The sequence below is a fragment of the Mesorhizobium argentiipisi (SeqCode) genome (assembly GCF_037179585.1).
Classification (GTDB): domain Bacteria; phylum Pseudomonadota; class Alphaproteobacteria; order Rhizobiales; family Rhizobiaceae; genus Mesorhizobium; species Mesorhizobium argentiipisi.
The window spans coordinates 87,288-110,288 of the sequence record NZ_JAPYKO010000006.1 but is presented as its reverse complement, the minus strand read 5'-3'; the positions used below and the strand labels follow the sequence as shown (position 1 = coordinate 110,288).

Annotated in this window: 24 protein-coding genes; 12 read left to right on the top strand and 12 right to left on the bottom strand. The window is 65.0% G+C overall.

Going from position 1 to position 23,001, the window contains the following annotated elements; all coding sequences use genetic code 11:
* Positions 1-12 precede the first annotated feature (12 nt).
* The 4 genes from O7A05_RS11585 to O7A05_RS11570 form a co-directional block, all read right to left on the bottom strand.
* Positions 13-1,176, bottom strand: a complete 1,164-nt coding sequence (locus O7A05_RS11585; protein ID WP_415926993.1) for a nickel/cobalt transporter — start codon at positions 1,174-1,176, stop codon at positions 13-15.
* Between the two features lie 157 nt (positions 1,177-1,333).
* Positions 1,334-2,002: a DUF1007 family protein gene (locus O7A05_RS11580; protein ID WP_337093211.1), complete on the bottom strand. Its 669-nt coding sequence runs from the start codon at positions 2,000-2,002 to the stop codon at positions 1,334-1,336.
* 79 nt (positions 2,003-2,081) lie between these two features.
* On the bottom strand, positions 2,082-2,981 hold the full coding sequence (locus O7A05_RS11575; protein WP_337093210.1) for a LysR family transcriptional regulator: 900 nt from the start codon (positions 2,979-2,981) through the stop codon (positions 2,082-2,084).
* 2 nt (positions 2,982-2,983) lie between these two features.
* Positions 2,984-4,180, bottom strand: a complete 1,197-nt coding sequence (locus O7A05_RS11570) for an amidase (protein ID WP_337093209.1) — start codon at positions 4,178-4,180, stop codon at positions 2,984-2,986.
* 543 nt (positions 4,181-4,723) lie between these two features.
* On the opposite strand from O7A05_RS11570, the gene odc2 reads away from it, so the two are divergent.
* Positions 4,724-5,857, top strand: a complete 1,134-nt coding sequence (gene odc2 / locus O7A05_RS11565; protein WP_337093208.1) for an ornithine/lysine decarboxylase — start codon at positions 4,724-4,726, stop codon at positions 5,855-5,857.
* A gap of 341 nt (positions 5,858-6,198) precedes the next feature.
* Positions 6,199-6,699 (top strand): GNAT family N-acetyltransferase, encoded by a 501-nt coding sequence (locus tag O7A05_RS11560; RefSeq protein ID WP_337093370.1) that lies wholly within the window; start codon positions 6,199-6,201, stop codon positions 6,697-6,699.
* A gap of 63 nt (positions 6,700-6,762) precedes the next feature.
* Here the strand turns inward: O7A05_RS11560 and O7A05_RS11555 are convergent, their stop codons facing one another.
* The 7 genes from O7A05_RS11555 to flhA form a co-directional block, all read right to left on the bottom strand.
* Positions 6,763-7,047 carry an SCP2 sterol-binding domain-containing protein gene (locus tag O7A05_RS11555; RefSeq protein WP_224514514.1) on the bottom strand — a complete coding sequence of 95 codons (285 nt, stop codon included), beginning with the start codon at positions 7,045-7,047 and terminating at the stop codon, positions 6,763-6,765.
* 194 nt (positions 7,048-7,241) lie between these two features.
* Positions 7,242-7,766: a hypothetical protein gene (locus O7A05_RS11550; protein WP_337093207.1), complete on the bottom strand. Its 525-nt coding sequence runs from the start codon at positions 7,764-7,766 to the stop codon at positions 7,242-7,244.
* A gap of 31 nt (positions 7,767-7,797) precedes the next feature.
* Positions 7,798-8,217, bottom strand: coding sequence for a hypothetical protein (locus tag O7A05_RS11545; RefSeq protein ID WP_337093205.1), 420 nt, complete (start codon positions 8,215-8,217; stop codon positions 7,798-7,800).
* An 8-nt stretch (positions 8,218-8,225) separates the two neighbouring features.
* On the bottom strand, positions 8,226-8,795 hold the full coding sequence (locus O7A05_RS11540) for a rod-binding protein (protein ID WP_337093204.1): 570 nt from the start codon (positions 8,793-8,795) through the stop codon (positions 8,226-8,228).
* 71 nt (positions 8,796-8,866) lie between these two features.
* Positions 8,867-9,253 carry a hypothetical protein gene (locus O7A05_RS11535; RefSeq protein ID WP_337093203.1) on the bottom strand — a complete coding sequence of 129 codons (387 nt, stop codon included), beginning with the start codon at positions 9,251-9,253 and terminating at the stop codon, positions 8,867-8,869.
* 2 nt (positions 9,254-9,255) lie between these two features.
* On the bottom strand, positions 9,256-10,008 hold the full coding sequence (gene fliR / locus O7A05_RS11530) for a flagellar biosynthetic protein FliR (protein ID WP_337093201.1): 753 nt from the start codon (positions 10,006-10,008) through the stop codon (positions 9,256-9,258).
* A complete protein-coding gene (gene flhA, locus O7A05_RS11525; RefSeq protein WP_337093200.1) occupies positions 10,005-12,092 on the bottom strand; it encodes a flagellar biosynthesis protein FlhA in 2,088 nt (695 codons plus the stop codon). The genes fliR and flhA overlap by 4 nt, the downstream gene beginning before the upstream one ends.
* A 122-nt stretch (positions 12,093-12,214) precedes the next feature.
* Here flhA and O7A05_RS11520 point away from each other — a divergent pair, with 122 nt between their 5' ends.
* From O7A05_RS11520 to O7A05_RS11475, 10 genes are all read left to right on the top strand, one after another.
* Complete coding sequence (locus O7A05_RS11520; protein WP_337093198.1) at positions 12,215-12,514, top strand: putative quinol monooxygenase; 300 nt, start codon at positions 12,215-12,217, stop codon at positions 12,512-12,514.
* Positions 12,515-12,634: 120 nt separating this feature from the next.
* Complete coding sequence (locus O7A05_RS11515; RefSeq protein WP_337093197.1) at positions 12,635-12,775, top strand: cupin domain-containing protein; 141 nt, start codon at positions 12,635-12,637, stop codon at positions 12,773-12,775.
* Positions 12,776-12,933: 158 nt separating this feature from the next.
* Positions 12,934-14,715, top strand: a complete 1,782-nt coding sequence (locus tag O7A05_RS11510) for a chloride channel protein (RefSeq protein ID WP_337093196.1) — start codon at positions 12,934-12,936, stop codon at positions 14,713-14,715.
* Between the two features lie 119 nt (positions 14,716-14,834).
* Positions 14,835-15,503: a helix-turn-helix domain-containing protein gene (locus O7A05_RS11505; protein WP_337093194.1), complete on the top strand. Its 669-nt coding sequence runs from the start codon at positions 14,835-14,837 to the stop codon at positions 15,501-15,503.
* 41 nt (positions 15,504-15,544) lie between these two features.
* A complete protein-coding gene (locus O7A05_RS11500; protein WP_415926997.1) occupies positions 15,545-16,615 on the top strand; it encodes an extracellular solute-binding protein in 1,071 nt (356 codons plus the stop codon).
* A 22-nt stretch (positions 16,616-16,637) separates the two neighbouring features.
* Entirely contained in the window at positions 16,638-17,507 is an 870-nt protein-coding gene (locus O7A05_RS11495) for an ABC transporter permease (protein WP_337093191.1), read from the top strand.
* Positions 17,507-18,304, top strand: coding sequence for an ABC transporter permease (locus O7A05_RS11490; protein ID WP_337093190.1), 798 nt, complete (start codon positions 17,507-17,509; stop codon positions 18,302-18,304). The genes O7A05_RS11495 and O7A05_RS11490 overlap by 1 nt, the downstream gene beginning before the upstream one ends.
* On the top strand, positions 18,301-19,413 hold the full coding sequence (locus O7A05_RS11485) for an ABC transporter ATP-binding protein (RefSeq protein WP_337093189.1): 1,113 nt from the start codon (positions 18,301-18,303) through the stop codon (positions 19,411-19,413). The genes O7A05_RS11490 and O7A05_RS11485 overlap by 4 nt, the downstream gene beginning before the upstream one ends.
* An 80-nt stretch (positions 19,414-19,493) precedes the next feature.
* Positions 19,494-20,879, top strand: a complete 1,386-nt coding sequence (locus tag O7A05_RS11480; RefSeq protein ID WP_337093188.1) for an NAD(P)/FAD-dependent oxidoreductase — start codon at positions 19,494-19,496, stop codon at positions 20,877-20,879.
* Positions 20,880-20,893: 14 nt separating this feature from the next.
* On the top strand, positions 20,894-21,250 hold the full coding sequence (locus tag O7A05_RS11475) for a cupin domain-containing protein (RefSeq protein ID WP_337093187.1): 357 nt from the start codon (positions 20,894-20,896) through the stop codon (positions 21,248-21,250).
* 56 nt (positions 21,251-21,306) lie between these two features.
* Here O7A05_RS11475 and O7A05_RS11470 read toward each other — a convergent pair whose 3' ends face one another.
* Positions 21,307-22,950, bottom strand: a complete 1,644-nt coding sequence (locus tag O7A05_RS11470; protein ID WP_337093186.1) for an MFS transporter — start codon at positions 22,948-22,950, stop codon at positions 21,307-21,309.
* Between the last annotated feature and the right edge of the window lie 51 nt (positions 22,951-23,001).

Here is a 23,001-nt window from a genome sequence, read left to right as displayed (position 1 = left end):
GGCACTGCCTGATCAGGCGCCGCCCGACAGGCCGGCCGACAGAAGCAGCAGGCCGACCAGGAAGATGAAGGCGGCGCCGCCGATCTCGACGATGGAATGGATACGGTTGCCGATGCGTCCGTCGCCGGCGAAATAGACCGCCCAATTTTTGGCCAGCACCGCGATCGTCGCCAGCGCCGAGACGGTGATCGCGGTACCGATCGACATCGCCAGCACCGACAGCAGCCCTCCCACCCACAGTCCGTTAAGCAGCGCGAAGCTCAGCACGATCAGCGCGCCGGAGCAGGGGCGGATGCCTACGGCGGCCACCGCCGACCAGGCGGTCTTCCAATCGAAGCGGTCACCCGACAGCATTGCCGGATCCGGGGCATGCGAATGGCCGCAGGTCTCGCAGACTTCGCCCGGGCCATGATCGTGGTGGGCGTGGTCATGCGCGGCGTGATGGTCATGCGCGCCATGATCGTGGCCGTGCGCGTGCGAATGGTCATGATGAACATGGTCATGATCGTCATGCACGTGCAGTGCATGGGAATGCGCGGCGTGTGCATGCGCATGAGCGTGAGAATGGCTGGAATGGGAATGCGCATGAGCATGCGAGTGGGCCGCATGCCCGCCATGCGAATGACCGGCATGAGCGGCTGACAGGCTGTAGGCGGGCGTCCTGCCGAACAGGCGCAGGATCGACGGACCGAGCTTGCGCCACAAAAGCCAGGCGCCGAACAGCGTCACCAGGACATAGCTCGAGATTTCCAGGAACCAGGCCGCGTCGGTCATCGAGATCGCGGTGCCGCGCAGCACGAAATAGGCAAGCATCATGACGACCACCGCCGTCAGGCCCTGCAGCAGCGCCGAGACGAAAGAGAGCATGATGCCGCGCTTCAGCGCCACTTCGTTAGCGACCATATAAGACGAGATCACCGCCTTGCCGTGGCCCGGACCGGCGGCGTGGAAGATGCCGTAGGTGAAGGAAAGCCCGATCAGCAGCCAGAGCTTACTGCCGTCCTGGCGCATCGCCTTCATGGCGGCGGCGAGCGAATGGTAGAATTCCTGCTGGCGCAGATTGATCCACATCAGGATATGGGCGAACGGGCCGGTGGTGGTGGGTGCCATGCCGTCATTGGTGCCGATGCCGAGCGAGCTTTGCGCATGCGCCACGACAGGCAAATGAGTGATCACCAGGGTTGCGGCCAAAAGGCCGAGCGCTAAGCGGATATTCGCGGGATGCCCCACAAATATCCGCTTAGATTCCCTTGTTTGTCGCAGGTTCCGATCGCAAAACCGTGAGACACTTTTGCGGAACCTGCTTACGCGCAGCGGTGGTTTCATCACCAAATCATCCTTCCGGCGGGCAGTTCAACTCGAGCTTGGTGGCGAAGATCTTGCTCATGTTGGTGCCTGTTGGATCGTTGAAGAACGCCTCCGTCAGGGTCTTCTGGTTTTCCTTGATCGCCTCGTCAGGATCGGGCCGGATGACCTTCTTGGTGCAGGTCGAGGGCAGGCCTTCGACGGCAAGGTTGGCGTCGTCGGTGAAGTCGATCGCCGTATAGAAGGTCGGATCGTAGACGCCGATGTCGACTTTGCCGACGAGCTTGATCGGGGTCTTCGGCTGCGATTCGAACAGGATGATCAGTTGGTCGTTCTCGAAGTTCGCCATCAGATGCGGCGGCGGCACCATCGGCACGTCCTTGCCGTCCTGGGTTACGAGCTGGAAGTAATTGAACTCGGCCAGCGAGGAATGGACGGTGTCGGCCACTTCCTTGAGCTCTTTGTCGTCGAGTTTCAGATCGGAGTTCTTGTCGAACTCCATCATCACTGTACTCGAAAACAGGTCGTCGAAGCGCCAAAGGTGGCGCAGCGCCGTCACACTTTGGTGATCCTGGCTGAGGATGACGTCGAGGCGCGCTTCGGCGAAGACATGCGGGTGGACTTCGGCCTGCTCGACCGAGGCGAACGTGGCCGCGAGGGCCGAAGCCAGCATGGTTGCTTGCCGTTTCAGATGCATTCCGGGCCGCGATTCCATCGACTTCGGGAGTGAGGACCCGAGAGTTAACATAAAGGGGGCGAAATTGGGACGCGGGTTATCACGCTGTGTCGCGCGTCTTGAACCACTGCACCAGGAAATCGACGAGGACCCTTACCTTGGCCGGCAGATAGCGGCGGTGCGGGTAGACGGCGAAGATGCCGGTGCCCGCCAGGAGACGATCGTCGAGCGCGGTGACCAGCTTGCCGGATGCGACGTCGGGGGCGGCGACGAAATCCGGCAGCATGGCAAAGCCCAGGCCGGAGAGCGCGGCGGCTCTCGCCACGATCGGGCTGTTGACCTCGATCGGGCCTGAAACGGCGACGCTGATGGAGTCCTCGCCCTCGCCCTTGAAGCGCCAGTTGGACAGCGAGCGGCCGTTGGTGTCGACGATGCAGGGCATGTTGGCGAGATCCTGCGGACGTGTCGGCTTGCCATGCTTGGCCATCAGCTCCGGCGACGCGCAAAGCCTGACCGAGAACGGCGCCAGCCGTCTGGCGATCAGCGAGGAGTTCTCCAGCCGCGAGATGCGCACGGCAAGGTCGAAACCTTCCTCTACGAGGTCGACGAAGCGGTCGTCGAGATGGATGTCGAGCACGATGTCGGGATGCTGCCTGGCGAAGTCGACCAGTGACTGGCCGATCGGGGCATCGGCGAAGGTGCGGGCGGCCGACAGCTTGATCCTGCCGCGAACGTCGCCGGAAGACTGGCGCACAGCCTCGGCGAGGCTGTCGACCTCGCGCACGATCTCGGAGGCGCGCTGATAATAGGCGTGGCCGGCTTCGGTCAGCGAGAACTGGCGCGTGGTGCGGTTCAAGAGCAGCGCGCCGAGCTCGTCCTCCAGCTCGCGCACATATTTCGACAAAAGCGCCTTGGAGCGGCCGATCTTGCGCGCCGCGGCCGAAAAGCCTTCCGCCTCGACCACGTCGATGAAGGCGCGCATGCGCGTCAATGTATCCATGGTCAGACCTTTCGTGCCGCGTCGAGAATCCTGCGGCCGAGCCGTATCAGGGCAACGTCGCTGCCGGAAGGGCCGAGCAGCGAAAGACCGAAGGGCGCGCCATCGACGGAGCCGATCGGCAAGGTGATCTGCGGAAAGCCCGAAAGACCGGAAAGGCACAAGAGATGCAGCGCCCTTTCGCGATAAGCCTGGAACTGTTCCGGCGTGCTGGCGGCAAGCGGTGCTGCGCCGGGAACGGTGGGCAGGACTAGAAAGCCGTTGTTGCCGAGCAGCGCCTCGAATTCGGCCCGGAACGCCAGGCGGCGCGCGGCTTCGGTGGCGGCAGTTTTGGCGTCGATGGTGCGGCCGAAGCCGAAACGCTCCTCGACGCCCGGGCTGAGCCGGCCGCCGGCCGCGATCCAGGGGCCATGCTCGCGCCAGGCCTCGAAGGCCTGCAAGCGGCGGAAGCACCAGTAAAGCTTGTCCGGGGAAGAGGCGAAGGCGTATTCGGTCTCTACCGGCTGGCCGATGATGCCGGCCGCCAGCGCCTTCATGCTCGCATATTCGGCGGCTTCCGCCGGACCGGTGACGAAGGCGTCAAGCCAGCGGATCGACAGCGGGCGGTTGAGCGGGTGCTGGTGCGGATCGCGGCCGAGCAAAAGCTTGCCGACCGCCTCGTAGGTCTCGATGTCGTCGGCGAACCAGCCGAACGTGTCGAAGCTCGATGCCAGCTTCATCGCGCCGTCGAGCGGGATGCGGCCATGGGTGGTGCGCAGCCCGATCAGGCCGCAGAAGCTTGCCGGCGCGCGGATCGAGCCGCCGGTGTCAGAACCGGTGGCGATGTTCGCCAGCCCGCCGGCGACCGCGGCGGCCGAGCCGGAGGAGGAGCCGCCGGTGACGCGGTCGGGCGCGGCGGGATTGACCGGGTAAGGGAAATGCGCGTTCTGGCCGAACAGCGAGAAGGCCAGCTCGTCGGTCTGGGTCTTGCCGACGAATCGCGCGCCGGCATCGAGGATCGTCTGCACCGCTTGCGCCGTGCGCGAGGCGGCGTGCGCCTCCTCGAATTTTTGCGGATTGCCGCAGCCGGTGCGGTAGCCGGCGACGTCATAGATGTCCTTGACGGCCAGACGCAGGCCGGCGAGCGGGCCCAATTCCGCATTCGCCACAGGCATTTGGCGCAGATCGAGGAAGGCGTTCAGCGGTCCTTGAGTTCCTGGCATCGTTCGATTTCCGGATACGGTTCGGCCAACATTGTTCGATGCCAGAAATTTTACAACCTGGGCTGACGATTTTTATTGATTGTGAAACCCTTCGCTCTTATATCGCGCTTGCCCAAAGTCGCACGTGCCTGTGGGTGTCCGCCGATCCTCGAATGGTGAGGGCAATCGGTAAGGTAACTGGAGCCAACCCCCTCCAGTCGGTCAGTGGCCAACCACAAGACCGAGGACACCTTGAAGCAACGACGGTGCGGGCCTTTCTGGTTCTCTTCCGGTTGTCCAAAGACCGGGGTTACTAAAGAGGCACACCTTCATTGCCGGCAGTGCGGACGGGGTCTCCCATCCAAGCCAAGGCAGACAAAGCGAACCGAGGCCGGGCAAGGCCAAGGTTCACCGCCGCGAGACGGCATTTCATGGTTCCGGGGTCTCCACCGGCTGGTCCCATGGATTTTCCGTCCCGCCTTTGTCCACCGCGAGTTCGCGAGGCCGAGCGCCCGCGTTCCGCAGCCTTTGTGCGCGCCGAAAGGCGCCAATGGAGAGACCTCGATGGCCACTCAGCGCATCCTTGATTTCCTCGCCACCCGACGTCCGAACGGCCCTTGCCTCGTCGTCGACCTCGATGTCGTGCGCGACAATTTCCGCGCCTTCGAGAAGGCGCTGCCCGATTCCAGGATCTACTATGCGGTGAAAGCAAACCCGGCGCCGGAAATCCTGCGCCTGCTTGCTGCGATGGGCTCGTCCTTCGACACCGCATCGGTCGCCGAGGTCGAGATGGCGATGGATGCCGGCGCGCCGGCCAACCGCATTTCCTTCGGCAACACCATCAAGAAGGAGCGTGACATCGCACGCGCCTACCAGCTCGGCATTCGCCTTTTCGCCGTGGACTGCGTCGAGGAGGTCGAGAAGATCGCTCGTGTCGCTCCCGGCTCGCGCGTGTTCTGCCGCGTGCTGACCGACGGCGAAGGCGCCGAGTGGCCTCTGTCGCGCAAGTTCGGCTGCGTGCCGGCGATGGCCGTCGACGTGCTGCGCCATGCCAAGGGCCTCGGCCTCGACGCCTATGGCGTGTCGTTCCATGTCGGCTCGCAGCAGACCGACCTGTCGGCCTGGGATCGCGCCCTGAGCGACGCCAAGACGGTGTTCGCGACGCTCGCCGAGGAAGGCATCGTCTTGAAGATGGTCAATATGGGCGGCGGCTTCCCGACCCGTTACCTGAAGGACGTGCCGGCGGCGCAGGCCTACGGCCAGGCGATCTTCTCGGCGCTGCGCAAGCATTTCGGCAACGCGCTGCCCGAGACGATCATCGAGCCGGGCCGCGGCATGGTCGGCAATGCCGGCGTCATCAAGTCGGAAGTCGTGTTGATCTCGAAGAAGGCCGACAACGACAATGTGCGCTGGGTGTTCCTCGACATCGGCAAGTTCGGCGGTCTCGCCGAGACCATGGACGAGGCGATCCGCTATCCGCTGGTCACCCGGCATGACGGTTCGGAGACCGCACCTTGCGTGCTCGCCGGCCCGACCTGCGATTCGGCCGACGTGATGTATGAGAAGACGCCTTATCCGCTGCCCTTGTCGCTGACCATTGGCGACGAGGTGCTGATCGAAGGCACCGGAGCCTACACGACCACCTATTCGGCGGTCGCCTTCAACGGCTTCGAGCCTCTCCGATCCTACGTGATCTGAGCGGTTCGCAAGAACCGCTCAGATCGACCGGCGCGGGCGCCTGTCGCCCGCCCGGGCTCGCTTGTGGGACAGATCTCCGCTCGTGAAGGATCGCGGACATGGACATTGCAGATTTCATCGTAGAGGGCGCAGCACGCCGGGTAATCTCCCCCCTTGAGGGGGAGATGGCCGCGCAGCGGCCAGAGGGGGTCGTCTCACATAGATCTCCAACGCCGTTGGTTGTCGCAGAAGGCGCCGGCGCTTCACGCGCGGCGACCCCCTCTGTCGCCTTCGGCGACATCTCCCCCTCGAGGGGGGAGATTGCGCGCGCCATTGCGATCGTCGCCGAATGCGCCGGTGACATGCAGGCGCGCGAAGCGCTGCTTGACCGTGCCATGGGGCCGAAGCGCAAGAAGAAGTCGTCCGAGAAGCTGCGGCGCGGCCGCCGGCCTTCGGAGGGTCTGGCCTTTGTCGCCCGTGATGCCTCGGGCGCGGTCGTCGGCACGGTGCGGCTGTGGGATGTGAGGTTGGGCGAGGGCGGTCCGGCGGCGCTTCTGCTCGGCCCGCTCGCGGTCGAGCCGGGGTTGAAGAGCGGCGGCATCGGCTCGGCGCTGATGCGGCATGCAGTCGCGGAGGCCGCGCGGCTCGGCCATGGCGCGATCCTGCTCGTCGGCGACGCGCCCTATTACGGACGCTTCGGCTTCTCGGCCGACCGAACCGGGACGCTTGCCATGCCTGGCCCCTATGAGCGGCACCGGCTGCTGGCGCTGGAGCTGAAGGACGGCGCGCTGAACGGCGCCAAAGGCACGATCAAGGCGGCCGGCCGCAAGATCAAGGGACAGGCGCCGGGCTTCGTCGCCTGAAGCCCTTCGGTTCGACAGAACAGGAACGCCGCCCATCGGGCGGCGTTCCTGTTCAGCGAAGGATCAGCCGAGCAGCTGGCTGAGCGCCATGGCGACGGTCATGTCGCCTTCGACCTTCAGCTTGCCGGCCATAAAGGCCATGGTCGGGTTGAGGTCGCCTGCGATCAGCGATTCCAGATCGTCGAGTGACAGCTTCACGGTGCAGTCGGTCGGCGCATCGGTGGTCGAGACGGTCGCGCCGTCGATGACGATGACGCCGTCGCTACCGGTGTCGAACTTGACCGAATGCTCGAAACCCGCGCTTGCCACGCGCGACCTGATCTTGTCGGCAATCTCCTGAACGCCCATGCCGGTTCTCCTCGTTGGTTGCGTTGACGCGCACCGGCTTGTCGAGCCGCTGGGCGAGGTAGGCGCGCCGCGCCTGTGCGGTCGCCTGTCTCCGGTGCATATAGCTTCGGGTTGACGTAAACGTCAACGCGGTCACCGTGCGTCATGTCGCATCACCGGCAAGCGGGCAGCCGCCGGCTATCCCTGAAGGGCGATCAATGTTCAGTCTGGAAGGGCTTGGTCATCGCCGCCGCAGTTTCGCCGGCATTCTTGCGGCGGCGAAGCGCGTTGTCGCGGATATCGTCCTTGGAGAGGAAGTTGACCTGATCGATCAGTACCTCGTGCACCAGCTCGACGCCGACGCGGGCGTTGATGGTGTCGCGGATCGACTTGCGGAAAGCGTCGAGATCGATCGATTCCTTCTTGGTGAAATCGATCTGGGGGTTGGAATAGAGATAGGAATAGACCTGATCGGTCATCAGCGCCTGCGCCGGGACCGACAGCTTCTTTATCTGTTCCGGCTCGACCGTGTAGACGAGCTTGGTGAGGAAATAGCCGTCGATCGTGCCGTTGCGCAGCAGCGGCACCGAGATCATGTCGGTCTTGACGTAGTCAAGGCCGCCCAGCATCGGCTTCGGCGGTTCGGCCGTGCCGCGCTGGCCGGCCGCCTGGAAGGAATAGAAGACCGCGCCGAGCGTCACGGCGCAGATCCACAGCGCAGCGGCGATGAACTTTATCACCGGGTCTGTCCTTGCGCCTCGATCATCTCAATCAGGCCCGCGCCATGCCGAACTCGCCGGCCGAATAGGTGCCGTCGGTGTCGGCACGCTGGATGGCGTTCCTCAAAAGCGTGGCGACCTCGTTGACCGCGTTGAGATGGGCAAGGATCGCCGCCTCGTTCCTGGCCAGCTTCTGGCGCAGCCGCAGCAGGCCTTCGCGATGCTGCTCGAGGAACTCGATCTCGTTGGCGCCCTTCAGGGCGCGGTTCAGCTCGTAGAGATACCGGCTTTTGCGCGCGTTCGAGGCCTTGAGGTCATAGGCCGTTCCGCCGCGGATGCCGGCGGTCTCCTCGTCCACGACTTCCTCGATGCGGCCGATGATGGCGGCTAGGTTGCCGGGTCGTGCGGCGGCGGGTGCCTCCATCATGTTGGTGCGTGCGGGAAGGTTGGAAAGGTCCGTTTGGTCGGCCATGTAGGTCCCTAGATCTTGATGTCCGTTTTTATGGTCGTTTCGTCGCCGGTCATCGACCGTGCGGCTTTGCGCTCAAGCTCCTCGATCATCGAGGTCGAAAGCCGGGTTTGCTGGTCGAGCTCGGCTTTCTGCGGTCCGCCGGCAACAGGACCGACCGGCACCTTGTGCTTGCCGTCGAGATAGTGGTCGGCGAGCATCGATCGGGCGATGCCGATGCCGCCATGGGCGGCCATGACATCGGCCACCTTTTCGGCGAGCTGCGACTTCCACATGTCGCCCGCCAGGCCCTTGCCGTAAACACCCTCGGTGTCCTTGGGCATCATGTTCTGGATGAAGGTGGTCAGCACCATCGCCTCGAAGCGCTGGAACTTCTTCGCCGGATTGGCGGCTTCCGCCTTGTCGGCCGTTGCGCGCGAGAGAATGGAGCCGGCATCGACCGTCGCGGATGGATCGACAGAGAAAGGCGCCGAGGTGCCATTCGCCCTTCTCGCGAGGGCCGCGCGCGCGGCCTCGACATCGGCCGGCTCCGCTGCGCGGGCAACGTCCATGACGATGTCGCTGGGTGGGGAAATGGCCAAGAAAGCTCTGCCTTTTGCCGGTTTTGTCAGTTGCACAATGACTCAAGAAGCTTGTGGCAGGCTTGCGGTGATTAGCCTTCGTCCACCCGCTTCTGCATGATCAGATCGAGCCGCTCGCGGTCGGAGCGTTCGCGCTCGTCGCGGCGGCGCTCGTCCTTGTAGGCGCGCTCGACCATGTTGGTGCGCGCCGTCGCAGTTGCGATCAGCGACACTTCCTGGCGGGCATTCCCGAGGTTCCGTTCCTGACGGCCGAGCGCGTCGGTGATGCGGCGGTGGTACATTTCCGGAAAGAGCGGACCCAGCGAGCTGTCGGTGTCGAAGCGCTCGATCAGCTCCTTGGCCTCCGCTTCGGCCTTGACGGCGGCGGCGAGGAAGCCGGCATGGCGGGTCTCGTGCAGCGCCTTCAACTGCTCCTGCACCTTGACCAGTTTCTTCAGGCGGTCTTTGCGCGCGGTCATGGCTATCTCGCCAGCGTGAGGTCGACGAAGCCGTCGACGAACAGCGACAACAGTGAGCCGACGGCGAAATAGAAGATGATCATGCCGCCGGCGATGACGAAGGGCAGCGAGATGAAATAGACCGGGATCTGCGGGGTCAGCTTGTTGACGAAACCGATCGTCAGATTGACCAGGATGGCATAGGCGACGAAAGGGCTGCCGAGCCGAATGACCAGGAAGAAGGCGTCCGAGACCATGTCGGTGACGTCGACCAGGGCGGCCTGCGGGTTGAAGAACACATTGACCGGAGCGACCTGGTAGGAGGCGACGAGCGCCTTGACGATCTCATGGTCGAAGTCGAAGACGAAGAGCAGAAGCAGCGCCGAGAACGAGATGATGGCGGCGAGCGCCGCCTGCGGCTCGGGCTCCTCGATCGCCGGTCCGCCCGAGCCGCCATAGCCGATCATCATGGCGATGGCCGAGCCCATGAAGCGCAGCGCCTCCATATAGAGCCTGGTCATGGCGCCGATCAGCCCGCCGACCAGCAGCTCGGAGACGATCATCGGCGCCAGGACCTGCGGGCGCGGATCAACGAACGGATAGATGCGGTCCCACAGGAAAGCGAGCAGGCCACCGGTCGCCGCCACCGAGACGAAGAGCCGGATCTGGATCGGTACCCGGGCGCTGGACAGGCCCGGCATCAGCATGAAGCAGGCGCCGATGCGGCAGAAGGCGAGGAAGGCGGCGATGACGACGCCTTGCGAGAGCGCGTTCACGAGATGGTCCCGAGCACCTTGATCTCGACGCCCTTGGCGATCTCGACATGGCTGAGAACGGGAAGCGTCGTGAACAGCCGCTCGATGATCATGCGCACATAGGGCCGGGCGTCGGGCGCGGTGACGAGCACGAAACGCTCGCCGGCCTCGAGATGCTTGCGGATCGCCTTGGTGGCGTCCTGGCCGAATTCCTCGAGCTGGCGCGGATCGATATCAAACTCGCGCACCTCGCCCTTGGCGTCGCGCTTGAGGCTCTGGTGGAAGGCGAGATCCCAGCGGTTGCCGAGACGCAGCACCTTGAGCATGCCGCCTTCAGAGAGGTCGCCGCAGATCTGCTGCGCCATGCGGATGCGCACATGCTCGACGATCTGCTCGGTGCGGCGCACATGCGGCGCGATCTCGGCGATGGCCTCGATGATCAGATGCAGGTTGCGGATCGACACGCGCTCGGCGAGCAGCAGCTTCAGCACGGCCTGCAGGCCGGGATAGGAGATGTGCGAGGTGCAGATCTCGTCGGCGAGCTTGCGGTATTCCGGATCGAGCCGTTCCAAGAGCGCCTTCATGTCCTTGTAGGACAGGAGCTGCGGCAGATTGTTGCGGATCACCTCTGAAAGATGCGTGAGCAGCACCGACATGTTGTCGGCGAAGGTGAAGTTCTCGCGCTTCAGGTCCTCGGCAAAGGTTTCGAGCACCGAGTAGGCGCGCATGCCGAAGGCCGGCTCGCGGATTTCTTCGCCGGGGATTTCCGGCACGCCGCGCGTGCCGAGCAGCACCATGATCTCGCCGACGCGCATCTGGTATTCGGCGACCACCGTGCCGTGCACCTTGATCTGGTAGCTCTTGGGCGGGATGGCGAAGTCGTCGGCGACGCGCACCTCCGGCACCACGAAGCCGTATTGCTGGGCGAATTTCTTGCGCATTTTCGACATGCGGAACACCAGCTCCTGATGCGCCACCATCAGCCTTGTCGAAAGCTGTTTGCCGATCAGAAGCTCGATCTCGGCGGTGACCAGCGAGGCCTTGACCGAGTTCTTCTCCTCCTCGACCTTGTTCGCCTTTTCCTGCGTCTTAAGGGCTTCGGCGGCGGCGCGTTCGCGGCTCTGGCGCAGCGGGATGATGTAGCCGAGGCCGGCCATGCCGCCGGCGAGCGCGAAGAAGGGGAACAGCGGCAGGCCGGGCATCAGGCCGAGGACGACCAGCAGCGAGGCGGCGACGTAGAGGGCGCGTGGATGCGCGCCGAGCTGGCCGAACACCGCCTGGTTGGTCGAACCGCGCGTGCCGCCCTTGGAGACCAGCATGCCGGCGGCGAGCGAAACGATGAGGGCGGGGATCTGGGTGACGAGGCCGTCGCCCACCGACAACTTGATGAAGACATCGGCCGCCTGGCCGAGGCCCATGCCGTGGCGCAGATAGCCGATGGCGATGCCGCCGACGATGTTGATGGCGGTGATGATCAGACCGGCGATCGCGTCGCCGCGGACGAATTTCGAGGCGCCGTCCATCGAGCCGAAGAAGGAGGATTCCTCTTCCAGCTCGCGGCGGCGCAGCTGCGCCGTCTTGTCGTCGATCATGCCGGCGGAGAGATCGGCGTCGATCGACATCTGCTTGCCGGGGATGGCGTCCAGGGTGAAGCGCGCGCCGACTTCGGCGATACGGGTGGCGCCCTTGGTGATGACGATGAAGTTCACCACGATCAGGATCATGAAGACGATGAGACCGATGACGAAGTCGCTCGACATCACCAGTTTCGAGAAGCCGGAGATGACATAGCCGGCCGCATGCGTGCCCTCATTGCCGTGCGACAGGATCATGCGCGTCGTGGCGATGTTGAGCGATAGCCGCAGCATTGTCGCGATCAGCAGCACGGTCGGGAAGGACGAGAAGTCGAGCGGCCGCTGGATCCACAGCGCCACCATCAGGATCAGCACCGAAAGCGCGATCGAGAAGGCGAGGCCGATATCGATGAGGAAGGCCGGGATCGGCAGGAACAGCACCGCCAGGATGACGACGATGCCGAGCGCAAAGAAAACGTCGCGCCCGTTCTTGGCTACCGCGCCGGGCACAAGTGTTTCGCTGATTGCCATGTCGTCCCCAGATCCAGAACCGCCACATAGAGGGCAGGCCCTCGACCGTAGCCTTCCAAGCTTGCGCGAAGGTGGGAGAATGGCTACGGCACCTGGCCACGGTCTTTGCGAAAGGAAGGCAGATGCTCCTGATCATCGGCACGATCCGGCTGCCGCCAGACAGGCTCGAACAGGCAAAGCCGGCGATGCTACGCATGATCTCGGCCAGCCGCGCCGAGCAGGGCTGCCTCGGCTATTCCTACGCACAGGATGTGCTGGATGCCGGCCTCATCCATGTCTCGGAAGCCTGGAGCGACCGCGCCGCGCTCGAAGCACATTTCAAGTCGGCGCATATCGCGCAATGGCGCGCGAGCTGGGCGGAACTCGGCATCGGCGACCGCAAGCTCACGCTCTTCGAGACGGACAGCGGCGCGCCGACCTGATCGGCTGAGCTATTTACGGCTGTGCCGCGTCCGCGGTCGCGACGGCGACCAGCCAGCGCCGTACGGCGCGTTCCTCCTCGGCGGAGAGGCCGGCGGTCAAGTCGGGCGCTGGCCTACACGATGGGCCAAATCTGGTTCGAAGCGCCGGGCGCGATCCATTCTTTCGCCGAGAATGCCAGTGCCACCGAGCCGGCCGAGCTGCTGGCGATCTTCGTCGCGGAGGACGACTGCGGCCCTCTCACCATCCCGGTAGCTGACTGAGTCTATCTCTTGGTCGCGACGACAAGTCCTTCGTAACGCTAATCCGAGCAACGCCAAAATGGCGCCATAAGCGGTCGGCATTGCGATTGCCACGCAAAGCCGCCGCGCGTATCAGGCACGGCAGCTGTTTTTCTTTCGCATACCGGCGAGCCGTCCCGTTGCCTGCCAGAAACGACCCACAAGTCTACGCCCGGCGGCTTCGCGCGGTGCTGATCAGTTCGATTCCCGTGCTCGAGGCACGCGGCATCGTGATCGTGCTGATGGCCGGCGTGGTCGGCGTCATCGCGGGCGCGGTGGTCACCGGCATGAGCGCGCTGGTGCAAGGCATGCATTACCTGCTGTTCGACGTGCAGCCGGGCGGCCGGCTTTCGGCGATGTTCTCGCTTGCCGACCCGGTGCAGGCGATGTTCCCGGCGATCGGCGGCCTGCTGCTCGGGCTTTCCGTCATCTGGCTCAGAAAGCGCAAGTTCCGCACGCCGGTCGACCCGATCGAGGCCAACGCGCTCTATGGCGGGCGCATGTCGCTCACCGACACGTTCATCATCGTGGCGCAGACGATGATCTCCAGCGGCTTCGGCGCCTCGGTCGGATTGGAAGCCGGCTACACGCAGATCGGCTCCGGCATTGCTTCCCGACTTGCCCGCGCCTTCCACCTGCGCCGCAATGACGTGCGCATCCTGGTCGGCTGCGGCGCGGCCGGTGCGATCGCCGCCGCCTTCGACGCGCCGCTGACCGGCGCCTTCTACGGTTTCGAGCTGGTGATCGGCATCTACTCCGTCGCCAATGTGGCGCCGGTGATGACGGCGGCAATCTCGGCCTCGCTGACGGCGGAAGTGTTCGGCGGCGTGCCGTTCCCGCTGGAACTGTCGGGCTTACCGAATTTGACCGCCAGCGAATATGTGCCGTTCCTGCTTCTGGGACTGCTTGGCGGGGCAGCCTCGATCGCCATCATGCATCTGGTGAGCATCGTCGAGCGCGTCTTCGTGCGGTTGTCGATCGACGCGTCGGCCAGGCCCTTCATCGGCGGCATCTTCGTCGGCCTGCTTGGGCTGGTCACACCGCAGGTGCTCTCCAGCGGCCATGGCGCGCTGCACCGCGAGTTCGCCATGAACTACGCGCTGCCGGTGGTGGCGAGCGTCTTCGTGATGAAGCTGGCGGCCTCGGCCATTTCGCTCGGCTCCGGCTTCCGCGGCGGCCTGTTCTTCGCCTCGCTGTTCCTGGGCGCTTTGCTCGGCAAGGTCTTTGCCGGCGTCATGGCGCTGACCGCGCCATCGGCCGGCATCGACCCGGCGGTCGCCGCCGTCGTCGGCATGACCTCGCTTGCGGTCGGCGTCGTCGGCGGTCCACTGACCATGACCTTCCTGGCGCTGGAATCGACCCGCGACCTGACGCTCACCGGCGTGGTATTGGCGGCCTCGATCATGTCGGCGATCCTGGTGCGCGAGACCTTCGGCTACTCCTTCTCGACCTGGCGTTTCCACCTGCGCGGTGAGACGATCCGCAGCGCGCATGACGTCGGTTGGATGCGCAGCCTCACCGTCGGCTCGATGATGCGCAAGGATGTCCGCACCATTCCTGCCTCGACCACGCTTGCCGAATTCCGCAAGGAGGTGCCGCTCGGCTCGGGACAGCGCGTCATCGCCGTCGAGCAGGCCGACCAATATGTCGGCATGCTGCTGGTGCCGGAACTGCACAGCGATCGCTCCGACGGCGATATGCCGGTGAGCGCGCTGGCCCACTTCAAGGACGCGGTGCTGGTGCCTTCGATGAACGTCCAGACCGCGGCCGAAACCTTCCAGCGCACCGGGGCCGAAGAGCTGGCGGTGGTCGAGGACTTCGACGAGCGCATCGTGCTTGGCCTGCTCACCGAAAGCCATCTGATGCGCCGTTATGCCGAAGAGCTCGACAAGGCGCGCCGCGATCTGTCGGGTGAGGGCTAGCCCTCTCTTTCAACTGAAGCCCTGGCTCGGCAGCCGCGAGGATGCGGCCCGACCGCGCAACCATGCCTCTTGCCATCTGTACAGTGACACTGTACAAGTTGTTCAGTGGAGGAACATGAATGCCCAAGGCATCTGGCAACGGTCGGGCGCAGGCGGCAAACGCCGCCGGTGCGGCCGCAACGCTTGCCCATCAGGCTCTGGGCATGCGGCTCAAGAGCCTTCGCCTTGCTCGCCGCCTTTCCTTGCGCGACCTCGCCGAGGCGACCGGAACCAGCGCCAGCTTCATCAGCCAGCTCGAGCGCGGCCTGACCGGTGCCAGCACGGCATCGCTCAATCAGATCGCTTCCGCGCTGGGAGTCAGCGTCGCGCTGCTGTTTGCGGAAAGCGCGGCTCAAAATCACCACGGCGTGCTCAGGCGCAGCGAGCGCCCAAGCCTGCCGCCCAGCGACGGCTGCCGCAAGATGCTCTTGTCGCGGCCGCCGCTCAGCGACATGGAAGTCTATGTCGGCGAGTTCGAGATCGGCGGCTCGACCGGCCCCGACCAATACACGCATGGCGACGCGCATGAGATGCTGATCGTGCTGCGCGGCATTGTCGAGGTCTCGCTCGGCGAGGCGCATCATGTCCTCGAAGAGGGCGACAGCGTCGAATACACAACGGCCACTCCGCATCGCACGGAGAACATCGGCAGCGGCCGGGCCGAAGTGATGTGGATCATCGCGCCGCCGACCTCAGCGCGCGCCGAGCTCGACCAATACACGACCTGGAAACCGCCCGCCGCCAGGTAACCGATCAAAACGCGGGCATGAATGGGAGAGTCATCGTTATGATGAAATCGAGATATGGCATCGGCGCCGTCCTAGCGCTCGGCGTTCTGACCGGCGCGGCCTTCGCGCAGGACAAGCCCGTGGCAGGCGAGGTGAAGGAAGGCTCGCTCAAAGGCAAGACCCTGACCTTCGTCTCCTATGGCGGCATCTATCAGGACGGCCAGACGGCGGCGCTGAAGGAGTTCGTCGACAAGTCCGGCGTCAAGCTGCTCAATGACGGTCCGACCGAGATCGCCAAGCTGCAGGCGCAGGTCGAATCCGGCAATGTCACCTGGGACGTCGTCGATACCGACGACCTTCCGCCTTACGTCTATTGCGGCAAGCTGTTCCAGAAGCTCGACCTGACCAAGCTCGACGTCTCGAAAATCCCGGAAGGCCAGGTCGGCGAATGCTCGGTGCCGGCGATGAACTACGGTGTCGTGCTGATGTACAACAAGGAGAAGTACAAGGATAATCCGCCCAAGAGCTGGGCCGACTTCTTCGACACCGAAAAGTTCCCGGGCGTGCGCGGGATCGACGGTTCGGGCAGCCCGGCCGGCGGCCTGCTCGAACAGGCCTTCAAGGTTGCAGGCGGCGATCCGAAGGCGATGACGGTGGCCGATATCGACAAGGCCATCGATGTGGTCCGCAAGCTCGGTCCCGACACCATCTTCTGGAAGACGGGCGCTGAATCGCAGCAGCTCGCCGAATCCGGCGAGGCCGACATGCTGATGATGTGGACCGGCCGCGCCATGACCGCGGTCAAGAACGGCGCCAAATACGCACCCGCATGGCAGGATTGGCTGGTGGTGATGGACCAGATGACGATCCCGGTCGGCGTCAAGGACACGGATGCCGCTTACGCGCTGCTCAACGCCTATCTCGGCAAGAATGCCCAGGAGATCCTGACCGAGAAGACCTCCTACACGCCGATCAACAGCGAGGCGCAGCCCAAGGTCGACGCTTCCGTCGCCGCCTTCCTGACCAACACGCCGGAGCGCCAGAAGCAGGGCTACAAGCAGAACTTCAAGTTCTGGGTGCCGAACTTCGCCGTGGCGCAGGAAAAGTGGTCCGCGCTGATGGCCGGCAACTGACCGGCTGAGAGAGGCGAAGTCCGTGAGCGCGCTAGAACCGACGACGCCCTCCGCCCCGCAACGGGCGGGCAGGGCATGGCGGCCGTACGCGCTCACGCTGCCGGCACTCGTGCTGCTGGTAGCCGTCATCGGCTACCCGCTGCTGACCATCGTGCTGCGCAGCCTGTCTGAGCCGCAATGGGGCCTGCAGAACTACGCCTGGTTCTTCGGCGCGCCCGTCAACCTGATGGTGCTTCAGCGCACCTTCACTATCTCGGCCTGGGTGACTGTGGTCTGTGTGGCCTGCGCTTATCCGTACGCCTATCTGATGACGGCGGTCGGGCCGCGCGTGCGGCTCGTCCTGGTGCTTTGCGTTTTGATCCCGTTCTGGGTGAGCGGCGTGGTGCGCACGCTCTCCTGGGTGATCCTGCTGCAGGATTCCGGCGTCATCAATTCGCTGCTGAGATCAGCCGGCTTCGACGGGGTCCGGCTGATCCGCACCCAGACCGGCGTGGTGATCGGCATGGCGCAGGTGCTGCTGCCCTTCATGATCCTGCCGCTCTATTCGGTGATGAAGGGCATCGACCTCAGGCTGGTGCAAGCGGCGCGAAGCCTGGGCGCGCGGCCGTCCCGCGCCTTCTTCACGGTCTACCTGCCGCTGTCGCTGCCGGGCGTCTATGCCGGCGCGATCATCGTCTTCATCCTGGCGCTGGGTTTCTACATCACGCCGGCGCTGCTCGGCGGACCGCGCTCCACCATGCTGTCGACGCTGGTGCAGACACAGGTGCTGAGCCTTCTGCAATGGGGACGCGGCGGCGCCATGGGCGTGGTGCTCCTGGTCGCGACCTTCGTCTTGCTGGCGCTGGCGGCCCCGGTGATGCGGTCCAGGCACCGGGAAGCGGGGCGACGCTGATGGAGATGAAGCCGCTCACCCGCCTCATCCTCGGTCTCGTCTGCCTGCTCGTGGCGATCTGGCTGGTGGCGCCGACGCTGGTCGTCGTGCCGATGTCGTTCAACGAGAACAAGTCGCTTGCCTTTCCGCCGCAGGGCTTTTCCTGGCAGTGGTACCAGAACTTCGCCACCAATCCGGAATGGTCGACCAGCTTTCTCAACTCGCTCAAGGTCGCTTCGCTGGTGGCGGTGCTGGCGACGGTGCTCGGCACGCTGGCCGCCTTCGGTCTCGACCGCATGAAGGCGCGTCCGGCCAATCTCTTGCGCATGCTGATGCTGACGCCGATGGTCGTGCCGGGCGTCGTTCTGGCCATCGGCATCTATGCCGTCTATCTCGATGCGCAGCTCGTCGGCACGCTGATCGGCTTCGTGCTGGCGCATACCATCCTGGCGCTGCCCTTCGTGCTGATCGCAGTCTCGGCCAATCTCGAAGTGTTCGACCGGCGGCTGGAAACGGCGGCGGCAAGCCTCGGCGCCGGCGCGCTGACCACATTCCGCACGGTGACGCTGCCGCTGATCCTGCCCGGCATCCTGTCGGGCCTGCTGTTCGCCTTCGCCACTTCCTTCGATGAGATCGTGGTGTCGCTTTTCATCACCAACCCCTATCTGAAAACATTGCCGGTGCAGATATTTTCCTCGATCACGCGCGACGCCGATCCGACGGTCGCGGCCGTCGGCACCATCCTTTTGTTCGCCACCACGATCCTGATCGGCGGCGGCATGCTCCTCCTTGGCCGCGAGCGGAAGGGACGCTTATGAACCCGAGAGCGGAAAATCGCGGCGCCGCGATCGACCTCGATACGGTCAGCAAGGCCTATGGCTCCTTCAAGGCGCTGGACGGCGTCTCGCTCAGGATCGAGCCCGGCGAGTTCATGACGCTGCTCGGACCGAGCGGCTCGGGCAAGACGACCACGCTCAACGTGATTGCCGGCTTTACCGATGTGACCAGCGGCAAGCTTTTGGTCGGGGGAAAGAGCGTCGTCGGCGTGCCCGCGCACAAGCGCAATATCGGCGTCGTCTTCCAGCACTATGCGCTGTTCCCGCATATGACCGTCGGCCGCAACGTCGCCTACCCGCTGACATTGCGCGGCATCAAGCAGGATGAGCGCAAGAAGCGCGTCGCAAGAGCGCTCGACATGGTCAAGATGGCCGACTTCGCGCATCGCTATCCGAGTGAGCTGTCGGGCGGGCAGCAGCAGCGCGTGGCGCTGGCCCGCGCCATCGTCTTCGATCCGCCGCTGCTTCTGATGGACGAGCCGCTCGGCGCGCTCGACAAGAAACTGCGCGAATGGCTGCAGCTCGAGATCAAGCGCATCCATCGCGAGCTCGGCACCACCTTCGTCTATGTCACGCACGACCAGGAGGAGGCGCTGGTGCTGTCGGACCGGATCGCTGTCTTCAATCGCGGGCGCATCGAGCAGGTCGGCACCGGCCGTCAGCTCTATGACGAACCGGCGACTTTGTTCGTCGGCCGATTCATCGGCGATTCCACCGTGCTGCGCGGCGCGGCGAAAAGCGACGGCGCCAGCACGGCGCTGACCATCGCCGGCGAGACGGTCAGCGCGCCGCGTCGGCTCCCGGGCGAAGCCAATCCGGTGATGCTGCTGCGGCCGGAAAAGCTTGCCATCCGTCGACCGCGGCAGGATGCCGCCGGCACGAACCGACTGTCGGGAACGATCGCCGAGGCGATCTATCTCGGTTCGGGGTCGAAATATGAAGTAAAGCTCGGCGACGGCTCGACCGCGATCGTGCGTTCGCCGCTCGCCGGCGAGAGTTTTGGCCTCGGCGAGAAGGTCGAGCTGTGCTTCGACGGCGTCGATGCGAAACTCCTGCCCGACGACAGCACGGCCGACACCACGCTCACCTGATCACCTCTTTGTTTTAACGCAATTCCGGACGGAAAACCGTTTCACACTTTTCCTGGAATTGCTTTGGCGGAAACCATCCCATGCAAGTCAAGCGCAATGGCGACATCTCGTTCTGGTATGCGGATCTGGGTCACATCCCCGCGCCACGTCCATCTTTGCCGGGCGACATCGAGGCGGATGTCGCGATCGTGGGTGCCGGCTATACCGGGTTGTGGACGGCCTACTATCTGAAGAAGGCGAAGCCATCGCTGCGCGTCGTGCTCATCGAACGCGAGTTTGCCGGCTTCGGCGCTTCGGGGCGCAATGGCGGCTGGCTGTCGGGCGGATTCGGCTGGTCGCGCGAAAAGTATCTGAAGACCTCGACACGGCAAGGCGTCACCGCGATGCAGAAGGCGATGGCCGGCTGCGTCGACGAGGTGATCCAGGTCGCGACGGAGGAAGGCATCGACGCGGACATCCGCCGCGTCGACAATCTGACGGTCGCCACCAATCCGGCGCAGCTGGAACGCGTGCGCGAAGAATGCGAGACGATCCGCTCCTGGGATGCCGATCCCGAACGCATCGAGCTGCTCGACGCCGAGGCGACCCGGGCGCGCATCAACATCCGGAACGTCATGGGCGGCTTCGTCATCCACGGCCAGGCGCGGGTGCAGCCGGCCAAGCTGGTGCGCGGGCTCGCGGCGGCGGTCGAGCGCCTCGGCGTATCCATCTATGAGAAGACGACGGTCACTGCGATTGCCAAGGGCGTTGTGACCACGGATCGCGGCACCGTGCGGGCCGAAACCATCATCCGCGCCACCGAAGGGTTCACGGCCGGAATCCCTGGAGAAGAGCGGACATGGCTCGCGCTCAACAGCGCGCAGATCGTCACCGAGCCGCTGCCGGAAGAGCTTTGGCGCAAGATCGGCTGGGAGGGACACGAGCTGCTCGGCAACGCGGCGCATGCCTATTGCTATGCCCAGCGAACGCGCGAGGGGCGCATCACCATGGGAGGCCGCGGCGTGCCTTATCGCTACGGGTCGCGCACCGACGTCAACGGGCAGACGCAGCAGGCGACGATCGACCAACTGCACACGATCCTGACGACGCTGCTGCCGCAGACGGCTGGGTGCCGCATCGATCACGCCTGGTGCGGCGTGCTCGGCGTGCCGCGCGACTGGTGCACGACGGTCGGCCTCGACCCCGCGACGCGGATCGGCTGGGCCGGCGGCTATGTCGGACTCGGCGTGTCGAGCTCCAACCTGTCCGGGCGCACGCTCGCCGATCTCGTGCTAGGCCAGAACACCGAGCTGACGCGGCTGCCCTGGGTCAACCGCAAGGTGCGGCCCTGGGAACCGGAGCCGTTCCGCTGGCTGGGCGTCCATTCGATGTATCAGCTCTACCGCATCGCTGATAACCGCGAGGCTGCCGGGCTTGCGCATACCTCGAGGCTTGCTGCCCTGGCCGACAGCATAACGGGCCACTGACACTGGAGCCTATCTTGATCGATCTTTCGACTTTCCACGACCTCGCCAAGGCCGACATCGGCGCCTTTTCACCGAAACCGACCTCGATCGAAGGGGATCAGCTGGAGGCCGCCCGATCCTTCTTCCAGTCGCCGGACGGGAGCGTCGACATCGGCATCTGGGAATGCACGCCCGGCCGCTTCACCGCCGACCGCACCAACTCGTCGGAGATCTGCCACATCATCTCCGGCCGGGTCGAGGTGGGCCGCGCCGATGGCGAGATGCGCGAGTTGGGACCGGGAGACCTCCTCGTCCTGCCGCAGGGATGGAAGGGCGAATGGCGCATCCACGAGACCACGCGCAAGCTCTACATGATCCAGAGCGCCGGCTGATCCTTGATTCTTCGGCCTACGCTGTTTGCTGGAAGCATGCTTCGGACGACGTGCGATCAGTGATCGATCGGACCCTTCGGCGAGACAAGCGTCGTGCCAGCGGTGGTCGGACGCTCGATCATGCGGCGCACGCGCGGCGGGTTGACGCCGCTGTGCAGCGCGCGGATGCGTTCGCCGACCACGGCGTCGGCGTGAGTGGCGCGCCGGTTGTGGCGGATATACTCGACCCAGGTCGGCGTGTGGTAGTGCTCGATCCACACCGACGGGTTTTCGAGGTCGCGGGCCAAAGTCCAGTTGCGGGCGCCGTCACGGCGGCGGATGCGGCCGCGCTCGGCCATGGTCGCCAGGAATTCCGGCACGTCCTGCTCGCGGATGATGTACTCGATCATGATGGCGATCGGGCCGCTGCGCGGCTTGAGGTCGAGCGCCAGCATCGGTTCCTTGAAGCGGTTGAGCGGATCGAGGTTGAGCACCGTCTGCCGCGGCAAGGGTAGGACGAAGCCGATGGCGCCGCCGGCGAGCATCGCGATCGCCGCCGCGGTCAGCGCGATTTCCGCGCCATGCGCGTCGGCGACGACGCCCCAGATCCAGCTGCCCAGCGCGATGCCGCCGAAGGTCGCCGTCTGGTAGATCGACAGCACGCGGCCGACCACCCAGCGTGGCGTCGACATCTGCACAGTGACGTTGAAATGCGAGAGCGCGATCACCCAGCAGGCGCCGCCGATGAGCAGGCCCGCCGACGTCTGCCAGGCATTGTGGCTGATGGCGGCGTTGAGGGCGCAGAGCGCGAAGCCGCAAAAGGCCATGCGCACCATCGTCTCGCTCGACAGCAACTGCCTGAGCCGCACGCTGATCAGCGCGCCGCCGACCGCGCCGATGCCGAAGGCGCCGAGCATGATGCCGTAGGTCAGCGCGTCGCCCTTGACGACGTCGCGCGCCACCAGCGGAAGAAGCGCCAGCACCGCGCCGGCGCTGAAGCCGAAGGCCGAGCCGCGGACCAGCACCTTGGCGATGTTGGGCGACATCGCGACATAGCGCAGGCCGGCGCCCATCGCTGCGCCCAGCGACTCGCGCGGCAGGGTTTGCTCAGGCAGCGCCGGCTTCCAGCGGGCGAGCACGGCGATCAGGCCGATATAGCTGACGGCGTTGGCGGCGAAGGCGGCCGCGGCTCCGGCGGCGGCGACGATGACGCCGCCGATGGCCGGGCCGACGCTGCGGGTGATGTTGAAGCCCAGCGAATTGAGCGCGACCGCCGCCGGCACCTTGGCGCGTGGCACCATGTCGCCGACCGAAGCCTGCCATGACGGGCTGTTCAGCGCGGTTCCGCTGTCGATCAGGAAGGTGAAGGCAAGCAGCGTCCACGGCGTCATCCAGCCTCGCCAGGTGAACAAGGTCAGCAGCGCCGAGACGACCAGCATGAAGGTTTGCGCCACCAGCATCACCTTGCGGCGGTTGAAGCTGTCGGCGATGGCGCCGGCAACGAGCGCGAACAGCATGATCGGCAAGGTGGTCGAGGCCTGGACCAGTGCCACCTGATAGGGCGAGGTGGCGATCGTGGTCATCATCCAGGCGGCGCCTACGCCCTGGATCAGGCCGCCGAAATTCGACACCAGGTTGGCCGCCCACACGGCGCGGAAGATGCCGTGCCGGAACGGCGCCAGCGCGGAGACGCGTTCGCTTTCCGGCTCGTCGTCGATCATGATTGCGCCTTCGTCCGCTATGCAGGCTCGCCGCGCCCGAAGCGGCGGGCG